The organism is Cronobacter sp. JZ38 (assembly GCF_008932145.1).
GTDB lineage: Bacteria > Pseudomonadota > Gammaproteobacteria > Enterobacterales > Enterobacteriaceae > Cronobacter > Cronobacter muytjensii.
This window is the reverse complement of the sequence record NZ_CP017662.1, coordinates 1,351,777-1,372,217: the sequence shown is the minus strand read 5'-3', so window position 1 is coordinate 1,372,217 and position 20,441 is coordinate 1,351,777. Positions and strand designations below refer to the sequence as shown.

The 20,441-nt window shown below is 58.3% G+C and carries 19 protein-coding genes and 1 pseudogene; 4 read left to right on the top strand and 16 right to left on the bottom strand.

The features are described from left to right. Positions 1-43 precede the first annotated feature (43 nt). Both sseA and BJP61_RS06490 read left to right on the top strand, forming a co-directional pair. Complete coding sequence (gene sseA, locus BJP61_RS06495) at positions 44-889, top strand: 3-mercaptopyruvate sulfurtransferase (protein WP_171998022.1); 846 nt, start codon at positions 44-46, stop codon at positions 887-889. A gap of 3 nt (positions 890-892) precedes the next feature. Further along, positions 893-1,666, top strand: a complete 774-nt coding sequence (locus BJP61_RS06490) for a MurR/RpiR family transcriptional regulator (protein WP_038861276.1) — start codon at positions 893-895, stop codon at positions 1,664-1,666. 70 nt (positions 1,667-1,736) lie between these two features. On the opposite strand, the gene BJP61_RS06485 is transcribed toward BJP61_RS06490, so the two are convergent. The 13 genes and pseudogenes from BJP61_RS06485 to trmJ all read right to left on the bottom strand — a co-directional run bounded on the left by BJP61_RS06485 (position 1,737) and on the right by trmJ (position 15,054). Then, the gene (locus BJP61_RS06485; protein ID WP_171998021.1) at positions 1,737-3,860 is read right to left on the bottom strand and encodes a M48 family metallopeptidase; all 2,124 of its coding nucleotides are present in this window, start codon (positions 3,858-3,860) and stop codon (positions 1,737-1,739) included. Positions 3,861-3,939: 79 nt separating this feature from the next. Beyond that, on the bottom strand, positions 3,940-6,072 hold the full coding sequence (locus BJP61_RS06480; protein WP_171998020.1) for a M48 family metallopeptidase: 2,133 nt from the start codon (positions 6,070-6,072) through the stop codon (positions 3,940-3,942). 216 nt (positions 6,073-6,288) lie between these two features. Beyond that, positions 6,289-7,086, bottom strand: a complete 798-nt coding sequence (gene sseB, locus BJP61_RS06475; RefSeq protein WP_171998019.1) for an enhanced serine sensitivity protein SseB — start codon at positions 7,084-7,086, stop codon at positions 6,289-6,291. A 165-nt stretch (positions 7,087-7,251) separates the two neighbouring features. Further along, positions 7,252-8,537: pseudogene (pepB, locus tag BJP61_RS06470) on the bottom strand (aminopeptidase PepB). A 63-nt stretch (positions 8,538-8,600) separates the two neighbouring features. Next, the gene (iscX, locus tag BJP61_RS06465; RefSeq protein ID WP_007664159.1) at positions 8,601-8,801 is read right to left on the bottom strand and encodes a Fe-S cluster assembly protein IscX; all 201 of its coding nucleotides are present in this window, start codon (positions 8,799-8,801) and stop codon (positions 8,601-8,603) included. Between the two features lies 1 nt (position 8,802). Further along, on the bottom strand, positions 8,803-9,138 hold the full coding sequence (fdx, locus tag BJP61_RS06460; RefSeq protein ID WP_004385928.1) for an ISC system 2Fe-2S type ferredoxin: 336 nt from the start codon (positions 9,136-9,138) through the stop codon (positions 8,803-8,805). 1 nt (position 9,139) lies between these two features. Beyond that, positions 9,140-10,990, bottom strand: a complete 1,851-nt coding sequence (gene hscA, locus BJP61_RS06455) for a Fe-S protein assembly chaperone HscA (RefSeq protein ID WP_171998018.1) — start codon at positions 10,988-10,990, stop codon at positions 9,140-9,142. Between the two features lie 15 nt (positions 10,991-11,005). Continuing rightward, complete coding sequence (hscB, locus tag BJP61_RS06450; protein WP_038861270.1) at positions 11,006-11,521, bottom strand: co-chaperone HscB; 516 nt, start codon at positions 11,519-11,521, stop codon at positions 11,006-11,008. An 82-nt stretch (positions 11,522-11,603) separates the two neighbouring features. After that, a complete protein-coding gene (gene iscA / locus BJP61_RS06445; protein ID WP_007712703.1) occupies positions 11,604-11,927 on the bottom strand; it encodes an iron-sulfur cluster assembly protein IscA in 324 nt (107 codons plus the stop codon). Between the two features lie 24 nt (positions 11,928-11,951). After that, positions 11,952-12,338, bottom strand: a complete 387-nt coding sequence (gene iscU / locus BJP61_RS06440) for a Fe-S cluster assembly scaffold IscU (protein ID WP_004385925.1) — start codon at positions 12,336-12,338, stop codon at positions 11,952-11,954. 28 nt (positions 12,339-12,366) lie between these two features. Then, positions 12,367-13,581 (bottom strand): cysteine desulfurase, encoded by a 1,215-nt coding sequence (gene iscS, locus BJP61_RS06435; RefSeq protein WP_038861269.1) that lies wholly within the window; start codon positions 13,579-13,581, stop codon positions 12,367-12,369. A 116-nt stretch (positions 13,582-13,697) separates the two neighbouring features. Then, the gene (gene iscR, locus BJP61_RS06430; RefSeq protein ID WP_038861268.1) at positions 13,698-14,186 is read right to left on the bottom strand and encodes a Fe-S cluster assembly transcriptional regulator IscR; all 489 of its coding nucleotides are present in this window, start codon (positions 14,184-14,186) and stop codon (positions 13,698-13,700) included. Between the two features lie 124 nt (positions 14,187-14,310). Then, on the bottom strand, positions 14,311-15,054 hold the full coding sequence (gene trmJ, locus BJP61_RS06425; protein WP_075193671.1) for a tRNA (cytosine(32)/uridine(32)-2'-O)-methyltransferase TrmJ: 744 nt from the start codon (positions 15,052-15,054) through the stop codon (positions 14,311-14,313). A gap of 121 nt (positions 15,055-15,175) precedes the next feature. On the opposite strand from trmJ, the gene suhB reads away from it, so the two are divergent. After that, positions 15,176-15,979, top strand: a complete 804-nt coding sequence (gene suhB / locus BJP61_RS06420) for an inositol-1-monophosphatase (protein WP_007751384.1) — start codon at positions 15,176-15,178, stop codon at positions 15,977-15,979. 200 nt (positions 15,980-16,179) lie between these two features. On the opposite strand, the gene BJP61_RS06415 is transcribed toward suhB, so the two are convergent. Both BJP61_RS06415 and BJP61_RS06410 read right to left on the bottom strand, forming a co-directional pair. After that, a complete protein-coding gene (locus BJP61_RS06415; protein ID WP_171998017.1) occupies positions 16,180-17,157 on the bottom strand; it encodes a nickel/cobalt transporter in 978 nt (325 codons plus the stop codon). After that, the gene (locus tag BJP61_RS06410) at positions 17,148-17,795 is read right to left on the bottom strand and encodes a DUF1007 family protein (RefSeq protein WP_038861256.1); all 648 of its coding nucleotides are present in this window, start codon (positions 17,793-17,795) and stop codon (positions 17,148-17,150) included. The genes BJP61_RS06415 and BJP61_RS06410 overlap by 10 nt, the downstream gene beginning before the upstream one ends. A gap of 125 nt (positions 17,796-17,920) precedes the next feature. Between BJP61_RS06410 and csiE the strand changes: the two genes are divergently transcribed. Next, positions 17,921-19,201 (top strand): stationary phase inducible protein CsiE, encoded by a 1,281-nt coding sequence (csiE, locus tag BJP61_RS06405; protein ID WP_171998016.1) that lies wholly within the window; start codon positions 17,921-17,923, stop codon positions 19,199-19,201. Here csiE and BJP61_RS06400 read toward each other — a convergent pair. Further along, positions 19,198-20,337: a 3-phenylpropionate MFS transporter gene (locus BJP61_RS06400; RefSeq protein ID WP_171998015.1), complete on the bottom strand. Its 1,140-nt coding sequence runs from the start codon at positions 20,335-20,337 to the stop codon at positions 19,198-19,200. The two genes, csiE and BJP61_RS06400, sit on opposite strands and share 4 nt — an antisense overlap. Positions 20,338-20,441: the final 104 nt, after the last annotated feature.

The following is a 20,441-nucleotide window of genomic DNA, read 5'->3' as shown; positions in this document are numbered from 1 at the left end:
AAGCGCTGACAATCCGTTTCTCAGCGATGACACGGAGAACGCCATGTCCACATCCTTTTTTGTCGCGAGCCACTGGCTTGCAGAGCATATCGACGACCCGGAAATTCAGATCCTCGACGCCCGCATGGCCCCTGCCGGACAGGAACATCTGCGCGATATGGCGCAAGAGTACCGGGCGGGCCATTTGCCCGGCGCGCTTTTTTTTGATATCGAAGCGCTGTCCGATCACGCCACTCCCCTGCCTCATATGATGCCGCGCCCGGAAACTTTCGCGGTCGCCATGCGCGAGCTCGGCGTCAGCGATGACAAGCACCTGATTGTGTACGACGAAGGCAACCTCTTCTCGGCGCCGCGCGCCTGGTGGATGCTGCGCGCGTTCGGCGTGCAGAACGTCTCGATTCTGGCAGGCGGCCTCGCCGAATGGCAGCGCGACGGTTTTCCCTTACAGGAAGGCGCGGTCGAGGCGCAGGAAGGCGAATTCGAGGCGAAACTGGATGAGCGGCAGATTAAACGTCTGACCGACGTGCTGCTGGCGAGCCATGAGAATACCGCGCAGATTGTCGATGCCCGCCCGGCGGCGCGCTTTAACGCCGAAGCCGATGAACCACGTCCAGGCCTCAGACGCGGCCATATGCCCGGCGCGCTGAACGTGCCGTGGACCGATCTGGTGGTCAAAGGCCAGCTGAAAACGACCGACGAACTGCACGCGATTTTCGCACGCCAGGGCGTGAATCTGCATCGCCCGATTATCACCAGCTGCGGCTCAGGCGTAACGGCGGCAGTCGTCACGCTCGCCCTCGCCACGCTTGGCGCAAGTGATGTGACGCTCTATGACGGCTCCTGGAGCGAATGGGGAGGCCGTCAGGATCTGCCTGTCGAGCCCGCGTAAGCGATGGACAGCCGCCTCGCGCCGCTGTTAACCCGCGGAGAATCGCTGACCCGCGCCGAATACCGCGTGCTCTCCCACCTGACGGCGCATCCGCTGCGGGTGGGGAATATCACGGTGCGCGAACTGGCGCAGGAGACGTTTGTTTCCACAGCCACTATTATGCGGCTGTGCCATAAGCTGGGTTTCAGCGGCTACAGCGAACTCATCTGGCACTGTAAGCAATTGCTTACTGACACGCCCCATATCGCCATCGAACCCGATGCTGAACCCGAGGCGCTGCCCGCGCTGTTTGAACGCTTTATCGATAACTATCAGCAGAGCTTTCGCTGGGTAACGCCCGAGAAAATCGCGGCCTTCAGCCAGCTGCTACGCCAAAAAGAGCGGTTCTTTCTCTACGGTGCCGGGTTTTCTTATCTTTTCGCCGAGTACCTGACCAAAAAATTACAGGTGCTGGGCAAAACGGCGTTTATCTCCGGCCCCGGCGACAGCCGTAATATTTTTCTCAGCAACGCGGCGCGCTATGAAGTGTTTATCGCGGTCTCGCGTAGCGGCGAAACGGAACAGGTGCTCGATAAAGCGCGTATTGCGCGTAATGTCGGCATGGAAGTGGTGGCGTTTACCCGCGCATCGGCCAACCCACTGGCGGCGCTGTCCGGGCTGCATTTCCCGCTTTATGACGAGGCCATCCATTACGCCGCCGAGGCTGCCGGGATCACCTCATTTGAATCTAATCTGGTCATGCTTATCGATCTGCTGCTGTTGCAGGCGCTGGAATAAAAAAACCACCTCTGGAGGTGGCTCAGGGCAGACCGTAAAGCGCGCGGCCCATAACCGCGCGCTTTACGCCTCAGAAACGCGACAGCGCGTCGCGTGCATGGATGGCGTTAAGATTACGCGCCAGCAGCTCCGCCAGCATTTCCGCGGAATATGCCGTGTGGCTCTCGCCTTCGCGAAGCCCGCCGATAAACACGAACGCCAGCTTGCGCTTGCCGCGCTTCACCCGGGTATAGTTTTTCCAGCGGCCGCCGACGGCGCGTGGCGGCTCAAACCCTTCGCGGTAAAACAGCGTCACGGTGGTGGTGTCGTTGGCGGTTTGCACTGAGAAATCGTCAATGGCGCTGAGCGGAATGCCGGCGGTGAACTGACGGCAGTGCAGCGCATCCGGCGTCATGGTCAGGAACGGCATCTCACGCTTCTGCCACTGCTGCCAGAGCACGAAGCAGGTCAGCAAGCCCAGTAAGCCTGTTCCCAGCGCGATAGCGGCGATTTTTCCGTCTTCAAAGCCCTGAATAGCAAACGGATTAACGATTTGCAGCATGGCGAACGTCGCGACAAACAGAACTATCGCCAGAATACCGCCGACGAAAAACACTTTTTTGCCAGAATAGAGGGTGACGGCCTCGCCGGACTGTTGAACCACCTCTTCCAGCTCGCGGCGGAACTCTTCGCGATGCACCGCGACTTTCCCGGCCAGCTCGCCAGTCATCTGGCTGGAGAGCGCTTCAGGCTGTGCGAACCACAGACGCAGATTTTCCCACGGATCCTGCGGCGCCGGTCGTGTGGCGTGGCTAATCAGCGTGTCGTCAATAGCGCAGCCGAGCGCCTCAATACGCGAACGTGACGGCGGATGGCTGTCAGTCGGGTGCGCGGCTTTGTGCTCCAGGTAACGCTGCGGATCGCCAAAACCGTCTTCACGCAGGCGAGTCACCAGCGCGGCCACCAGATCGTCAAAGCCCGGTTTGCCGTTGAAGAAATCTTCCAGCGTATTGTTCAGCGGCTCGCTGACGGCGGAAATACGCACCAGCGATGAAGCCAGCGCCTGCGGCGAGCTGGCGCGCGCGCCCATTTCGTCAGCGGCGTGCTCGCGAATGCGGCTCCAGTGGCTCACCGTTTCATGCAACTGCTCGATAAAATAGACGCCCATATAGAGCGACGGATAGAGCACCACATGATCGATAAACGGCGCGTTTTGCTGGTTTTGCGCCATCGTGTGAATACTGTTGGTGATACCTGCGTAAAGCGGCGCGAAGCGCAGGCTGTATTGGGTATCCTGACCCGCGAAGTGACCAAGCTCATGACCGATAACCGCGCTGGTTTCGTCTTTATCAAGCATAGCCGCCCAGGTGAGCGGGAAGTACAGCGTCTGCCCGGTCAACAGCGGGCCATCTTCGAGTTGCACGTCGTTCGCGGTGACGTAAAAGCCTTCCAGCATCCCGACGACGATGTTATCCGGCATTATCGCCCCGGTTTTCTGTGACAGCGACGCCACCAGACTCCAGAGCGCGGGCGCCTGCTCGCGCGTCAGGTTATGGCCCACGACGTGGTTCGGCTCCGGCTCGAACAGCGCAAAGCAGCGGCGGATGCTGCCGAGGCTTTTATAAAGCACCCACAGGATACCGAACAGCACCAGCAGCGCCAGGAACATTACTTTGATGCCGCCCGCGTTCATTTTGAAGTGTGTGGCGAACCAGAGCGTCTCGTACCCGACAACCGCGAACAGCGCCAGACCGCAGCAGACGATCTGCGTCACCATCAGCCATGGCAGCAGCTTGCGGCACTTATCAAACGCCTGCACCAGCGCGTCCTGCGACTGTTTCGCTATCGTCACGCTACGCCGACACAGCGCGATGGCGCCAGCGTTAAGCACGATACAGAGCAGCGCGAGGCCGATGGCGAATGACGCCAGCCCGCTCTGGGTGCGCGCCAGCATAATCTGCCCGGCATATTCGTTTTGCATGCTCCGTTCGCTTTCAATCACTTCAGCCGCCGGAACACGGTAGTTTTTCCCGTCGCTCTCAAATTCAATGATCGCTTTCGGATCCTCTTTCATCGCGTCGCTCGCCACCTGAATCAAGTGGTTTGAGCTGTCGATGCTCTCGTTGATATCGCTAACCCGCCAGTGCTGCCAGACGGCATAGCAGACCACCAGCAGCGGCACCAGAAAAAGATAAGCGAGATGCTTCCTGTTCATCGTTACGTCGTTTCCTTGTTCATCCATCCAAATATGAGGTATGCCCTCAGTCGAAAAGGGCCTTTCAGGCCCTTAATTTTTATTGAAAGTCTTTGATTTCATGCTCGGCGACAGAAGCGCTGAGATAGGTATCCAGCAGTTCCGCCAGTTGCTCTTGTGAAACGGGCGCGCCACTGGCATCTCTGAGCTTGCCGTAAGCCGTCACGTAAAAGAAAGGTTCGGTCGAGGAACAATGCGTATAGGTAAGCCAACGGTTATCGGTACGCGGCGGTGGCTCATAGCCCTCTTTATAGGTAAAACCAATCCGCAATCCGCGCCGGGTTTTAAAAAACACATAGCCCGTCAGTGCTGCCAGCGGAACCGGAGCGCTTAGCATATGAACGCTTATACTACCGTGGCGCAATACCATGACCGGCTGCTTGCCTCTCTTCCAGACCTTTATGACGCGACGCAGGCCCAGGCCGGAGATGACAGCGAGCCCCAGTAGCAGGCACACATAAGTATAATCTTCGCCATCAAGAGATGATTTCAAGGCAGGATCAAACAGCCCGCCTACGGTTACGTACAAAAAAAATATAAAGACGAGCGCCCCACCGATGGCAATTTTAGGGCGGGCATAAATCACCGTCTCTTTGGCGGCACGGTGTAGTACTGTTTCCAGAGACTGCTTGTAATTGTCACGGTATTGTGTGATTTCACCGGTCAGCTCAGCGCTAAGAGTGCGGCAAAGTTGTTTAAAATCATTAATTAGTAAAAACAAATGCGCAAAGGCGTCTCCAGTCACCGGACGCGCGGCAATAGCAGCCGCCTCATCGGTTGTGCAACCTAATGCCTCAATACGCGCCTTACAGCTGGGATGCGTGTCGTAAGGATGCGCCGTTTCGTTTTCCAGATATCTTTGCGGATCAGGCAAGGGCGACATCTGAAGATGGGCGAGCAAAGCGGCGACAACGTCATCAGGCATTACACGCGCGTTATAAACTTCATTCAGATATTCATCTACCGGATTGCTGAGCGCAGCGATACGCAGCAGCGATGAGGATAGCGCCAGCGGCGTGCTTACCTTCGCGCCCATTTCGTCTGCGCCATGCTCGCGGCGCTGGCGCCAATACATGACCGTATCGTGGAACTGCCCGAGCACATAATTGCAACTGCTCATCGCCGTATTAAAATCGACGTTCATGTATCCGGGCGCATTTTTTCTTAAGCCGAATACGGCTTCAATACTGCTGCTAAAGCGCGCGTATAGAGGGGCAAAGCGAAGGCTATATTCCGTATCTTTACCGGAGAAATGTCCAAGTTCATGTCCTAATACGGCGTCAATTTCTGCTTCATCCAGCAGCGCTGCCCACGGGAGTGAAAAATAAAGCGTCTGTCCCGTCAGTATTTCACCCGTATTCAGCCGAATAGGGTTGGCCGTTACGTAAAAATTCTCTGTTAACCCTGCCACGATATTATCTGGCGTGATGGTCTCTAGTTTAAGAGCGAGTCTTTCCACACGAGCCCACAACGCTGGCGCATCGTCATGGGTGAGGTTACGCCCCATCACCGGCTTAGGTTCAGGCTGAAAAAGCGAGAAACTTTTAGATAGCATTTTCACCAGTCGCCAGATAATGAAAACAATATATCCAATACCCAACAGGAAGAAGTAACCACCCGCCAGAATATCGCCGCTATCTTTCGCGGTGCTCATCCAGCCGGTTAATTCATAAAAAATCAGGCAGCTTACTGAGAGAGTAAGAAAAAGTACCTGCCCTGCCAGAATAAACGGCAGCCAGGTTCGGCAAAAATCAAATGCCTGAACAAGGTCGTGCTGCGAACGTCTTCCTTTCTTCGCGCCCAGATAGCCCAGCGCTATCAATGCGCTGTTAGTCAGCAAGAATAGCAGGGATAAGCCAAGCCCCCCATAACTCAGATAAAGCATTGGTTTAGCTACAGAAAGCGCCTTTTTGTTCTGCGACAAAAAAAGGGAAGCCTCTGTCTGCGCACTGCTTGCATACATACGTTCGGCTTTATCCGCGCCTTCGCGTTGATATTCTATTTCTAAAGACCCGGTAAAGTTATTGTTTACTATTTTTTCTGCTTTAACGAGGATGTTTTGTTCATACTCCGCCCGGTCCAGAAGCGTGGCGACCCGGTAATGCTGCAAAACGGCATACAGAAAAATAGCGAGGGGCAGTAAAAAGAGATAAGCAAAACTCTTTTTGGTCATGATGGTGATCCCGGCATTAATCCATTAATTAAGAAGTAGCTCCCTGCACGTTATTAAAACAGTTAAGAAAAATGCATTCGCAGGGAAGATACGAACAGGCAAGCTTAACAAAGCGCGCCCGCAGGCGGGCCTACCAGATTTTGACTTGCTACAGAAAACAACAGGTTAACGAAGAAGTAAAACGCGGCGTGGTGCGCCGCGTGGGAAGGCATAACGTTAAATAATACGGTTTTGTTTAAAGTCGCGCAGGAAGCTGCCCCAGCGGCGCTCATAGAACGGCGTCAGGTGCGCCATCATAAAGTGGCTGATGCCCTTGTCGCCTTCCACGACCTGACAGAGATCGACAGGTTCATCGCCCGGCAGCGTATCGGTCGCCACACTGCCGGCAGCGTTGATGACGGCCTCAATATCGCCGTCAGCCTCAATGCCAATAAGAAAGTTTGCTGGCTGATCGGCCCGCTCTTTCAGGAGGCACAGCCAGGCGCGCTTGACCGTTTTCATCTCTTTAAACAGCAGGGTCAGCGATTCAATCATCTGCACGGGCGGTTCAGCCACTTCGGACAGCAGCAGCGAGGCGCCGCCTTCCAGCACTTCCTGCTGGCTGAGCGCCGAGCCTTCCGGGCTTAGCAGATGGCGAATCTCATTTGGCGTGAACTCTTTGCCGGTCGGCAGTTTGGCGTTAAGGAACAGCGTTTCGCCGAGCGTCATTTCAAACAGCGTGCGCACCGGCATCGCCACGAAGGCCTGTTCGCCTTCCACCGCCTGCTCAAGGGCCGCAGGAGAGCTGAAAAAAGGAATCACCGAGGTGCCGTCATCTTTTTCCCAGTGCTGGAGATCCACCGCGCTTTCGGCGACGACCGCTTCGCCATCTGCCGCCTCGCCCGGCACCCACACCGTAGAGTCCAGCAGCGTGCGGAAAAAGGCCGGGCGGAACGCCGGCTCCGCGGCCGCTTTTTCAAGCAGGATTTCGAGTTCGTTTTTTTCTGCGTTGTTATCGTTTTTCGTTTCGGACATAGCTTTTTTATTTGTCAGTAATGGGTGAGAGAAATCCCCTCACCCCGGCCCTCTCCCCTGAGGGAGAAGAGAAAACCATCGGCGTAACGTTGGCGTTGGTCAGGCGGGTAAGCACAGCGCCCCCGCCACACGCGTCTTAACCCACCGCCATCAACGCCGCTAATGTTATTCGCCGGTCAACAGGTTCGCCAGGGTGCGCACGCCGATGCCGGTCGCGCCCGCCGCCCACTGCTCGACCGCCGCTTTGCGGTAGGTCGCGGAGCAGTCGATATGCAGCCAGCCCTGCTGATAGTTTTCCACAAAGTGCGACAGGAAACCCGCCGCGGTGCTGGCGCCCGCCGGGTATGCGCCGCCCGCGGTGTTATTCAGCTCGGCAAAGTTAGACGGCAACTGGTTACGGTGGAACTCCGCCAGCGGCAGACGCCAGAAGGCTTCGTTTTCCGCCTGCGCGCTTTGCAGCAGACGGTTCGCGAGCGCGTCGTCAAAGCTGAACAGCGCGTGGTAATCGTTGCCAAGCGCGGTTTTGGCCGCGCCGGTCAGCGTCGCGGCGTCGATAATCAGCTCCGGCTTGTGGGCGCTGGCGTCAATCAGCCCGTCCGCCAGCACCAGGCGGCCTTCGGCGTCGGTGTTCATCACCTCGACGGTTTTGCCGTTGCGGTAGCGAATGATATCGCCCAGACGGAAAGCGTTGCCGCTAATCATGTTATCCGCGCAGCAAAGAATGAGCTTCACGCGCTTGTTCAGGCCGCGAGTAATGGCGAAGGCCAGCGAGCCGGTTACCAGCGCCGCGCCGCCCATGTCGGATTTCATCGAATCCATAAACGCGGTCTGTTTGATGCTGTAGCCGCCGGAGTCGAACGTAATGCCTTTTCCGACGAGGCAGGCATAGACCGGCGCGTTCGCGTCGCCCGTCGGGTTGAAATCGAGCGCCAGCAGCACCGGCGGGCGTTCTGAGCCGCGACCGACGGTGTGCAGTCCCAGATAGTTCTGCTCGCGCAGATCTTCACCTTTAGTGATGCGATAACTTACGCGCTCGCCCCCCACATCCGCCAGCAGATCCACCGCGCGCTGCGCGAGGTGCTCCGGCCCATCTCTTCCGCCGGGGCGTTAATCACATCGCGCACCCAGTCGATGATTTTCAGGCGGCTGTTAAGCTCTTTCTGCTGGGCGTCGTCGAGCGGCGCCCAGGTGACGGTGCGTTTGCCTTTGGGGCCGCGATAGCCCATCCAGAATGCCCAGCTTTTTTCGACATCCCAGCCTTCGCCCGCAAGCTCAACGTGTTTAAGCCCTTGCCCGTCGATTTTGCGCCCGGCGCGCTGGATGAGATGTAAATCGTCTTTGCCCGTCAGGTGCAGAGCGATACCGTCTTGCGTAAAACTGTACAGGGCTTTTTCACCCCAGCGAGCGTCGGCAGGCTCGTGGGAAAGCGTAATCTTCATGGCTTCGGTCATGTTATTTTCCTTATATCGCCTTATGCGCAACGAAAACGGGCCGCCTTCTGGCAGCCCGTTGCGTTATTCTGCTTCGTCTAACCAGACCAGCAGTATAGCCTCTAAAACCTTTTCGTTAGAGGCCTGTGGATCGTCATCGAAATCCTCGAGATCGCAGATCCACTGGTGCATATCGGTAAAGCGCACGGTTTTCGGGTCTACGTCCGGGCGGCTGTCATACAGCGCCTCGCCGATTTCGCGGCTGTCGGTCCATTTCAGTCCCATATTAATGCTCCCTGGCGTGGTTGATGGTGTAACGCGGCATCTCCACCACCAGATCTTCGTCAGTGACGCGCGCCTGACAGCTCAGACGGCTTTCCGGCTCAAGCCCCCAGGCTTTATCCAGCATATCGTCTTCATCTTCGGTGCTTTCCGGCAGCGAATCGAAGCCTTCACGCACGATGCAGTGACAGGTCGTGCAGGCGCACGATTTTTCACAGGCGTGTTCAATTTCAATGCCGTTGCGCAGCGCAACGTCAAGAATAGTTTCACCGCTTTGCGCTTCCAGTACTGCGCCATCAGGGCAAAGATCCTGATGAGGCAAAAAAACAATCTTAGGCATATTAAACCTCGTCGACGGAGTGGCCTTTCAGCGCCTGACGGATGGACTCATCCATGCGGCGAGCGGCGAACTCCTGGGTCTGTTTATCTGTATTTTTTATCGCGTCTTCAATGGCGCGGGCGTCGTCGCCGTCGGCGGCGGCGCGCAGTTGCGTCATCGCGTCGTCAATAGCGGCGCGCTCGGTCGCGTTAAGCAGCGCGCCGTCGCTCCTGAGCGCGCCTTCAAGGCTTTCCAGCACGCGGGCGGCCTCCACTTTCTGCTCGGCCAGCATGCGCGCTTTCACGTCATGCTCGGCAAAGCTCATGGAATCCTGAATCATGCTCGCGATTTCGCCATCGGTCAGACCATAGGACGGTTTTACCTGGATGGAGGCTTCCACGCCGGTGGATTTCTCCATAGCGGTGACGCTCAGCAGGCCGTCGGCATCCACCTGAAAGGTAACGCGAATATGCGCGCCACCCGCCGGCATCGCCGGAATGCCGCGCAGCGTAAAGCGCGCGAGCGATCGGCAATCCTGCACCAGTTCGCGCTCGCCCTGCATAACGTGGATAGCCATTGCGGTCTGGCCATCTTTGAAGGTGGTGAATTCCTGCGCGCGAGCCACCGGAATAGTGGTGTTGCGCGGGATCACTTTCTCCACCAGGCCGCCCATGGTTTCAAGGCCAAGCGAGAGCGGAATGACATCCAGCAGCAGCATTTCGCTGTCCGGCTTGTTGCCGACCAGAATATCGGCCTGGATCGCGGCGCCGATGGCGACCACGCGGTCCGGGTCGATGGAGGTGAGCGGCGTACGGCCAAAGAATTCGCCAACGCGCTCGCGTACCAGCGGCACGCGGGTCGAGCCGCCGACCATGACCACTTCCAGCACGTCATTCGGCTCAACGCCCGCGTCTTTTAACGCGCGACGACAAGAAAGCAGCGTACGTTTGACGAGCGGCGCGATGAGTTCATTAAACTGTTCGCGGGTCACGCTGCCTTGCCAGCCCGCCACGTTGACCTGCGCGATATCGGCGTCGCTGAGCACAATTTTCGCCTGGGTCGCGGCGTCAAGCAGCTGGCGCTGAATGCGGTTGTCGCTGCGATCGGCAATACCTGCCTGCTCGCGAATATAGTCCGCCAGCAGATGGTCGAAGTCGTCGCCGCCGAGCGCGGAGTCGCCCCCGGTTGCCAGCACTTCAAATACGCCGCGGCTTAAGCGCAGCACGGAGATATCAAAGGTACCGCCGCCCAAATCGTACACGGCGATCACGCCTTCCTGACCGGAATCAAGGCCGTAGGCGATCGCCGCCGCGGTCGGCTCGTTCAGCAGGCGCAGCACGTGCAGCCCGGCGAGACGCGCCGCGTCTTTGGTGCCCTGGCGCTGCGCGTCGTCAAAGTAGGCGGGAACGGTGATCACCACGCCGTCGAGATCGCCCGCCAGCGCTTCGCGCGCGCGTTCAGCGAGCGTTTTAAGAATGTCGGCGGAGACGCGCACCGGGTTGAGCAGTCCTGCCGGGGTGTCGATCATCGGCAGGCCGTTTTCGCTCGCGTGCAGCTGATACGGCAGGTGCGGATAGCGCGACTGAATGTCGGCGAGAGATCGGCCCATCAGGCGCTTTACGGAGCTGATGGTATTGACCGGATCGGCGGCGGCTTGCGCACGCGCGTCCCAGCCCACGGTGTAACCCTGCTGCTGATAATGAACCACGGACGGCAGCAGATGGCGCCCCTGATGATCCGCCAGCGTTTCGGTTTGCCCACTGCGAACCGTCGCTACCAGCGAGTTGGTTGTGCCGAGATCGATGCCCGCCGCCAGCCTGCGCTGGTGCGGCGCGCTACTCATGCCGGGCTCACTGATTTGTAATAAGGCCATGTTGAGCTTCCAGAATTAAAAATCGAGCAACTTTTCTTCGAGTTGTTCTGACTGGCTTAAAAGCTTATCGAGAAAACGCAACTTGCGTACCGTGTCGGCCGCCTGCGCCCATGCTTCGCCGTCCAGCTCCGTCACCATTTGCTGATGGCGATCGTTATACATTGCTTTGACGTTACGGACGAACGCCTCCAGGCGGTCGCTGTCTTTCGCCTGCTCAATCTCGTCCAGCGCTTCGCGCAGCTCCAGTTGTTCCATCAGAAACGCGGCGTCGCGCACGGTGTGCTGTTCATTCGCCAGATCGAAACCGTGCAACGAGAGCAGATATTCGGCGCGCGTTAGCGGGTGGCGCAGCGTTTGCCATGCCTGGTTGATGGTCGCGGATTGGGAGAGCGCCGCCAGTTGTTCGGCCTGAGGGTGGCTTGCGAATTTATCGGGATGATACTTACGTTGCAGATCCTGGTAACGCGTCGCCAGTTGGGCACTGTCCAGCGCATAACGGGCCTGCAGCCCAAAGAGGGTGAAGTAATCCATAACAGTCTCGGGGGTCAGTCAACGTGATAAAGCGAATACCCCGCCTGCGGCTGGCGCAGACGGGGAGAGGCGGGAAAGATTATCAGACGTTAAAGCTTTCGCCGCAGCCGCACTCATCTTTTACGTTCGGGTTAGTGAACTTAAACCCTTCGTTCAGGCCTTCTTTGACGAAGTCCAGCTGAGTGCCATCAAGGAATTGCAGGCTTTTACCATCGACCACCACCTTCACGCCCTTGTCTTCGAACACCGTGTCTTCTGGCTGCGGTGCGTCAACAAATTCCAGCACATAGGCCATGCCGGAACAGCCGGACGTGCGAACGCCAAGACGCAGGCCAAAACCTTTACCCCGGTTGGCCAGGAAAGCGTTGACGCGCGCGGCGGCGGTGTCGCTAAGGGTAATCGACATACTACAACCTCAACTCATCAATGATTATTTTGCTTCACGTTTGCTTTTATAGTCCGCAATGGCGGCTTTGATGGCGTCTTCCGCCAGGATAGAGCAGTGAATTTTCACCGGCGGCAGTTCGAGTTCGTCTGCGATATCGGTATTTTTAATCGCCTGCGCTTCATCCAGGGATTTGCCTTTCACCCACTCGGTGACCAGCGAGCTGGACGCAATTGCGGAGCCGCAGCCGTAGGTTTTAAAGCGTGCGTCTTCAATGATACCTTCATTGTTGACTTTGATCTGCAACTTCATCACGTCGCCGCAGGCCGGCGCGCCGACCATGCCGCTGCCGACGTTGTCGTCGTTGTTGTCAAAAGAGCCGACGTTGCGAGGGTTTTCGTAATGATCGATGACTTTTTCGCTGTATGCCATGTGTTATTTCTCCTGAATCCGATACCGATTAATGATGAGCCCATTCGATGGTGGTTAAATCCACGCCCTGCTTAAACATCTCCCACAGCGGAGAGAGGTCGCGCAGGCGGCCGATGGATTTGCGTACCAGTTCGATGGTGTAGTCGATCTCTTCTTCAGTCGTGAAACGGCCCAGAGAGAAACGGATAGAGCTGTGCGCCAGCTCGTCATTCATACCCAGCGCGCGCAGTACGTAAGACGGCTCAAGGCTCGCTGACGTACAGGCGGAACCCGAAGAAACGGCCAGGTCTTTCAGCGCCATGATCAGCGACTCGCCTTCGACGTAGTTGAAGCTCACGTTCAGGATGGTCGGAACGCCCTGCTCCAGGTCGCCGTTCAGGTAAACTTCTTCGATATCTTTGATGCCGTTCCACAGGCGGTTGCGCAGGCCGCGCAGGCGCTCCATCTCGGTCGCCATCTCTTCTTTGGCGATACGATAGGCTTCGCCCATGCCGACAATCTGGTGAACAGGCAGGGTGCCGGAACGCATGCCGCGCTCGTGACCGCCGCCGTGCATCTGCGCTTCAATGCGAATACGCGGTTTACGACGCACGTAGAGCGCGCCGATGCCTTTCGGACCATAGATTTTGTGGCCGGTGAAGGACATCAGATCCACTTTCAACTGGGACAGATCGATAGGCAGCTTGCCCACGCTCTGGGTGGCGTCAACGTGGTAGATGATGCCACGCGCGCGGCACATTTCGCCGATGGTAGCGATATCCTGCACCACGCCGATTTCGTTGTTCACGTGCATGATGGAGACCAGAATGGTGTCGTCACGCATCGCGGCTTCGAGTGCTTTAAGATCGATAATGCCGTTGCTCTGCGGGGCGAGGTAGGTCACCTCAAAGCCTTCGCGCTCCAGCTGACGGCAGGTATCCAGAACCGCTTTATGCTCGGTTTTGCAGGTGATGATGTGCTTGCCTTTTTTCTGATAGAAATTGGCCGCACCTTTGATAGCCAGGTTGTCGGATTCGGTCGCGCCAGAGGTAAAGACGATTTCACGCGGGTCCGCGCCGATGAGATCGGCGACCTGGTTACGGGCGATATCTACCGCCTCTTCCGCCTGCCAGCCAAAGCGGTGGGAGCGGGAGGCCGGGTTACCGAAGGTTCCGTCCATCGTTAAAAACTGCATCATTTTCTCGGCGACGCGCGGGTCCACCGGCGTGGTCGCGGAGTAATCGAGGTAAATCGGTAATTTCATTGCTCTTAAGCTCCGTACATCTCAAAGCGGTGAATCAGGCAGCCGGCTGGATGTACGCCGCAGTCTACAGGATGCCGAAGCATCCTGGCCTGATTCGGGAAAAGCGTATTATTTTTTTATGCGCGCAGTTTAACGTCGATAGCGTCCTGAGCGCGGGTCGGGCGATGTGCTTCATTGTGCTGACGGTCAGAAACGTCCAGCACTTCCTGGTTGTTCACCAGTTCACCTAAGGTGATGTTGTTCAGAAAACCGGTCAGGCGATCGCTTAAATCGCGCCACAGCGCGTGGGTCAGGCATTTATCGCCGCCCTGGCAGCCGCCTTTGCCCTGACAACGCGTCGCGTCGACAGACTCATCAACGGCGCTAATCACTGCACCAACCGCAATCTGACCCGCGTCTTTACCCAGCAGATAACCGCCGCCCGGGCCGCGTACGCTGGCCACCAGGCCATTTTTACGCAGACGAGAGAACAACTGCTCCAGATAAGAAAGGGAGATACCCTGACGTTCAGAAATATCTGCCAACGGCACCGGACCTGCTTCGGAGTTGAGCGCAACGTCCAGCATTGCGGTCACGGCATAGCGCCCTTTAGATGTCAGTCTCATGTCTTACTTAACCTCAAGCTCGCCCCTCGACGCGGGGGTTTTTATGAAAATGGGGGTATTGCATAGCAGGCGCAAGTCTGACATTCCCGAGTAATTTGGTCAACTATTTACCCGAGTATTTTACTCAAGTATTAGGCTCGTCTTTACGGGTGCTCTCTATCGACGCCAGCATACCGCGCAGAATGTTAAGTTCCTGACTTTCCGGGCGTGCGCGGGTAAACAGGCGGCGTAATTTGTTCATCACCTGGCCGGGATGATTCGGGCGGATAAAGCCGGTGCTGAGCAAAACTTGCTCAAGATGGCCGTAGAAACGCTCCAGATCGTCCACCAGGGGATATGGCGTTTCTTCTTCATGATGCGCCGCGGTGTCGGATTCCTGCGTAGCAAGCCAGGCCATGCGCACTTCATAAGCGATGACCTGTACCGCCATCGCGAGATTCAGCGAGCTGTACTCCGGGTTCGCGGCAATGGCGACGTGATAGTGGCACTTTTGCAACTCGTCGTTGGTCAGCCCCACGCGCTCGCGGCCAAACACAATGGCTACCGGCGCGTGCGCGCCTTCGGCGACGCTCTTCAGACCGCATTCGCGTGGGTCAAGCATCGGCCAGGGCAGCGTGCGCGAACGCGCGCTGGTGCCGACCACCAGGCTACAGCCCGCCAGCGCTTCATCAAGCGTATCGACGATGTGAGCATTGCCGATCACATCGCTGGCACCGGCGGCGAGCGCGATGGCCTGCGAATCCGGTTTCACCAGCGGGTTCACCAGCCACAGGTTAGTGAGGCCCATGGTTTTCATGGCGCGGGCGACAGAGCCCATGTTGCCGGTGTGAGAGGTTTCTACCAGCACGATACGAATGTTTTGCAGCATAGCGACTCAGTATGAATAAAGAATATCGGGACATCCTAACATAAACCTGAGACATATTCCGAACCCTCTGCTATACTCCGCGCCGTTTTCCCGTTCTTTAACATCCAGTGAGAGAAACCTGATGCATCCGATGCTCAACATCGCCGTGCGTGCTGCGCGCAAGGCCGGAAATTTTATCGCCAAAAACTACGAAACCCCGGACGCCGTTGAGACCAGCCAGAAAGGCAGCAACGATTTTGTGACTAACGTGGATAAAGGCGCAGAGCGCATTATTATCGACACCATTCGTCAGTCCTACCCGCAACACACCATCATCACCGAAGAAAGCGGTGAACACGCCGGCACCGAGCAAGATATTCAATGGGTTATCGATCCGCTGGATGGCACCACCAACTTCGTTAAACGTCTCCCGCACTTCGCGGTTTCTATCGCTGTACGTATCAAAGGCCGTGCGGAAGTCGCCGTGGTTTACGATCCGATGCGTAACGAACTCTTCACCGCCGTTCGCGGCCAGGGCGCACAGCTGAACGGCTACCGCCTGCGCGGCAGCACCGCTCGCGATCTGGACGGCACCATTCTGGCGACCGGCTTCCCGTTTAAAGCCAAACAGCACGCCACGCCGTACATGAACATTGTGACCAAACTGTTTACCCAGTGCGCCGATTTCCGCCGTACCGGCTCTGCCGCGCTCGATTTGGCCTACGTGGCCGCGGGCCGCGTGGACGGTTACTTTGAAATTGGCCTGAAACCCTGGGATTTCGCCGCAGGCGAGCTGCTGGTGCGTGAAGCTGGCGGCCTGGTGTGCGATTTCGTGGGCGGTCACAATTACATGATGACTGGCAACATCGTCGCCGGTAACCCGCGCGTCGTGAAAGCGATGCTCGGCAACATGCGTGATGAGCTGAGCGAAGCGCTGAAGCGTTAATCCGCTCTTAAGTACGAGAAAGGCAGGCCGCGAAAGCGCCCTGCCTTTTTTATTGTTTATTTGGGATGGCGGATGGATTTGATTGATGGGATGGCGGGTGCGCTTTGCTTACCCGCCCTACTCCTGATACCTGCCCGCAAAACAGGTAGGGTGGGTAAGCGCAGCGCACCCACCAACGCCCAAAAGCCTCGCCCCCACCTTTAAAACGGCCGTAACCCCTGCGCGACGGGCGCGGCGCTTAGCCACATCACCAGCGCTGCGACGACCAACACCACGCCGCCTGCGAGCGCGAGCGTCGCTCCGCCGGTCCGGCGCCACAGCGGTGGTGTTTTCTGCCCGCCCAGTCGGGCGGCCAGGCGGCGGAAGCTGTGCACAAACAGCGCGATCGCCGAGATAGTCAGCGACGTTCCTGCCGCCATGGCCAGCGCAGACGCCACGCCCCAGCCAAACACGCCGATCACCTTGCTGAACAGCAGCACCATCAGCGCGCCGGAGCACGGCCGCATCCCCATTGAAAGTACGACCATCAACCGCGCGCGCCAGTCCTCGCCGCGCTCAAGCTGGGCCTGCGTCGGCAGATGCTGATGCCCGCAGCCGCAGGTCGCGCTGTGCGTATGGTGCGGCGTAAACGCGGTAAAAACGGGCCGACGCAGCAGCCCACGCAGCGTTTTGCCCGCCCGCCAGCAGAGTAGCAACCCCAGCGCGCCCACCAGCAGATAACTGCCTTTTTCGAGCCAGTAACCGCTCAGATGCAGTTGCCTTGCTGGCAGCGCCAGCAACGACAGCACTACCGTCACCAGCGCAATCGCCACCAGCCCCTGCAACAGCGACGAAGCGAAGGTCAGTTGCAGGCTCGTTTTCAGGCGCGACGGGTGCGTGGCAAGCCAGGTGGCGATCACGACTTTGCCATGACCCGGCCCGAGCGCGTGCAGCACGCCATAGACAAAGCTGAACAGCAGCAGCGAGCCACCGGCGCGCGTCGGGTTTTGCGCCACCTGCTGTAGCAGCGCGCTCATCTCGCGGTTTATCCCGCGCTGCCAGACGGTGCTTTTCATGAGCACCTGCGGCCACTCCAGCCACAGCCAGAGGCCACCGACCAGCGCCAGCACCACAAACAGCGCCAGCGGCCAGAAGTGTGTCCAGCGGCGTGCGGCAAGCGGGGTTGAAATTACTGACATTGCAACGTCACCTGTTGAGCGAATTGTTTCCCTAAATCCATATCTTCCGGCGGCGCGTCGGCTTTATCGAGCGACAACGCGAAGTTCTGCACCGATTCATCCGGCTGCGGCGTTTTCACCGCCACTTTGCAGCGCTCGCGCAGCCCCTGCCCCAGCGTCACGTCGCCCGGCGCATCGTAACTCATCGCTACATAATACGTCGGGTCGAAGGTCGCGAACGTATAGCGCTCGCCTTCCACGTTTTGCGCATGGGCGAGCGGCAGCGTAAAGGTCAGCACCGCCTGATGCCCTTCGCGCGCCAGCGCATACGCCTGCGGCGTGGCGGCGAACTTCACCTTCTGCCCGTTATGCCAGAACTCGGTGAAATAGTGCTGCCCGATAACATTCGCCATCACTTCCGCCGCCAGTTTTTTCCATACCGGCGATCCGGGCGCGGCGTCCCCGGCGTCATACAGTAGATCTGCTGAAGTGATTTCATCCATTTTCCAGCGCATTTTAAGCGCAGTTATCTGCCCCGCTTCGCTGACAATCTCGGTTTTCAACGAGATAAAGCTGTGCGGATGCGCCGCGACCTGTCGCGCGGGAACCAGCGTTACTAAAGCCGCAGCCACCATTACCGGGTAAAGACGTGCGCTCATTATCTTCCTCTGGCGAAAAATTCTGTGAGCCAGCCAGAATTCCGCGATCAAACTGCGCACCCTGAACGGCATTCAACGATCCTTTAGCTATTCTTAGCATTAATCTCACTCACTGGACAAAACGGATGATGACTCTGCTCTGCCCTCCACCATCTGTGCTTTCCAGTCCGCAGCGCCGCTGCCAGGTACTTTTAATGCTCTATCTGCCGGGCCAGACCATCACGCCGGAAAGCGTAGGTCGCCTCAATGGCGTCGACGGCACCATCGCCCGACAGGACATTGCCGAAACCGGCGACGAGATCCAGCGATATCACCGGTTGAGTATTATCACCCAGCAGGACGGCAGCTACCGGATTGAAGGCACGGCGTTAGACCGCCGCCTCTGCCTGCTGCACTGGCTGCGCCGGGCGCTGCGCCTGTGCCCGCAGTTTATCCAGCAGCATTTCACACCCGCGCTGAAAAGCGAACTGCGCCAGCACGGCATTGCGACGGCGCTGTATGACGATACGAATTTACACGCGCTGGTCAACCTCTGCGCGCGGCGACTAAACCGCCAGTTCGAAGCGCGCGACGTGCAGTTCCTGCGCCTCTACCTGCAATATTGCCTGATTCAGCACCATTACGGCCAGACGCCGGAGTTCAGCGAGCCTCAGCAGCTCTGGATGCGCGCCCGCGCGGAGTTTCTGGCGGCTCAGGAGATCGTGCGTCACTGGCAGCGCCGCGTCGCCCAGTCGCCGCACGTCAATGAACACTGTTTCCTGGCGCTGCTGTTTATGATGCTGCGCACGCCCGACCCGCTGCGCGACGCGCATCCGGAAGATCATCGCCTGCGCCACGCGGTCGGCTCGCTCATCGCGCGCTTTCGCGAACTCTCCGGCATGGCGTTCAGCGATGAACAGGGGCTTGCGGATCAGCTCTATATCCACCTGTGTCAGGCGCTCGATCGCAGCCTGTTTGGCATTGGCATCGACAACAGTCTGCCGGAAGAGATTAACCGCCTTTATCCCCGGCTGATGCGTACCACCCGCAAAGCGTTTGACCGCTTTGAAGAAGAGTATCGGGTGACGTTCTCCGATGAAGAAGTGGGGCTGGTGGCGGTGATTTTCGGCGCGTGGCTGATGCAGGAGACGGATCTGCATGAAAAACAGGTGCTGCTGCTGACCGGCAACGACGCGACGCTTGAGGCAGAAATCGAGCAGCAGCTACGGGAACTGACCCTGCTGCCGCTTAATATTAAGCATCTGACGCTGCATACCTTCCAGCAGGAAGGCGCGCCGAAAGAGGTGGCGCTGATTGTGACGCCTTACACCACCTCGCTGCCGCTCTTCTCGCCGCCGCTTATTCACGCCACGCTGCCGCTTGGCGAACATCAGCAGCAGCGGATACGGGAGATTCTGGAGGCCTAAGTGCGGGCCGCCACTTTCGGGCGCAGGAAGAGCGCGGGTAGCGCGACCAGCGCCATCACCCAGAAGACGCCGCCCGCCAGGTGCTGATAGAGGAACCCTGCGAAGACGGTCATCACCGCGATGCCGCCGCCCATCGCCACAGCGGAGTAGACCGACTGCAGCCGGATCACTTCCGAGCCCTCGCGCGCGGCGATATAACGCATCGCCGCCAGGTGGCAGATGGAGAAGCTGCCGCAGTGCAGGATCTGCGCCACGATGAGCCACGGCAGCGCGGTCGTCCAGCCCATCAGGCCCCAGCGGATAATCCCCAGCACGCCGGAGAGCAGCAGCAGTTCGCGCGCGCCAAAGCGGCCAAAAAGTTTTTTACTCAGTGCGAAGATGACAATTTCCGCCACCACGCCGAGTGACCACAGATACCCCACCACTGACGCGGAATAGCCCTGCCCCTGCCAGTAAATCGCGCTAAAGCCATAATAGGCGGCATGCGCGCCCTGCAACAGGCTGACGCAGGCGAGAAAGCGCCAGTTTTCGCTTATCAGCTTGCGCCAGACCGGCCAGCCCGCCGCCTCATTGTGGCGCGCTTCACCCTGCGGCATTACGGAAGGCTTCAGCAGCATCCCGATAAGCATGGACGCCACGCCAAGCGACAGCAGCGCCAGAATCGCCCGGTAGTCATAGGCGCTGACCAGTTTACCGGTGAGCGCTGAGCCAATCACAAACGCGAGCGAGCCCCACAGCCGCACGCGGCCGTAATCCATCGTTATCTGACGCTGCCAGGTGGCGGCCAGCGCGTCGGTGAGCGGCACCAGCGGCGAGAAAAAGAGGTTAAAGCCAACCAGGATGACAAACAGCCAGGCAGTCTGATGCCCGAACCGGAAGCCGAGCGCGAACACCAGCGTCAGCGTCGCCAGCAGGCGCAGCGCGAAGACTAAGCGGGAGGGATCTTTCACACGCGGAGCCAGCAGCAGGCTGCCGAGAAAGCGCGCAATGAGGCCCGAGCCTAGCAGCAGGCCGATGGTTTCCGGCGCGACGCCGACGCCCGCGAGCCAGACGCTCCAGAAGGGCAGAAAAATACCGTAGCTAAAGAAGTAGGTGAAATAGCTGAGCGCCAGCCAGCGCGTGGAATGCAAAACCATGATTCCCTCCCGTTTTGGAGGCGTTAGTCTGGCGGGAAAGGCGGGGGGTTGCAAGTGATGCATAACAAAGCCATAACATTACGCATCGGGTGATAAATCAGGCC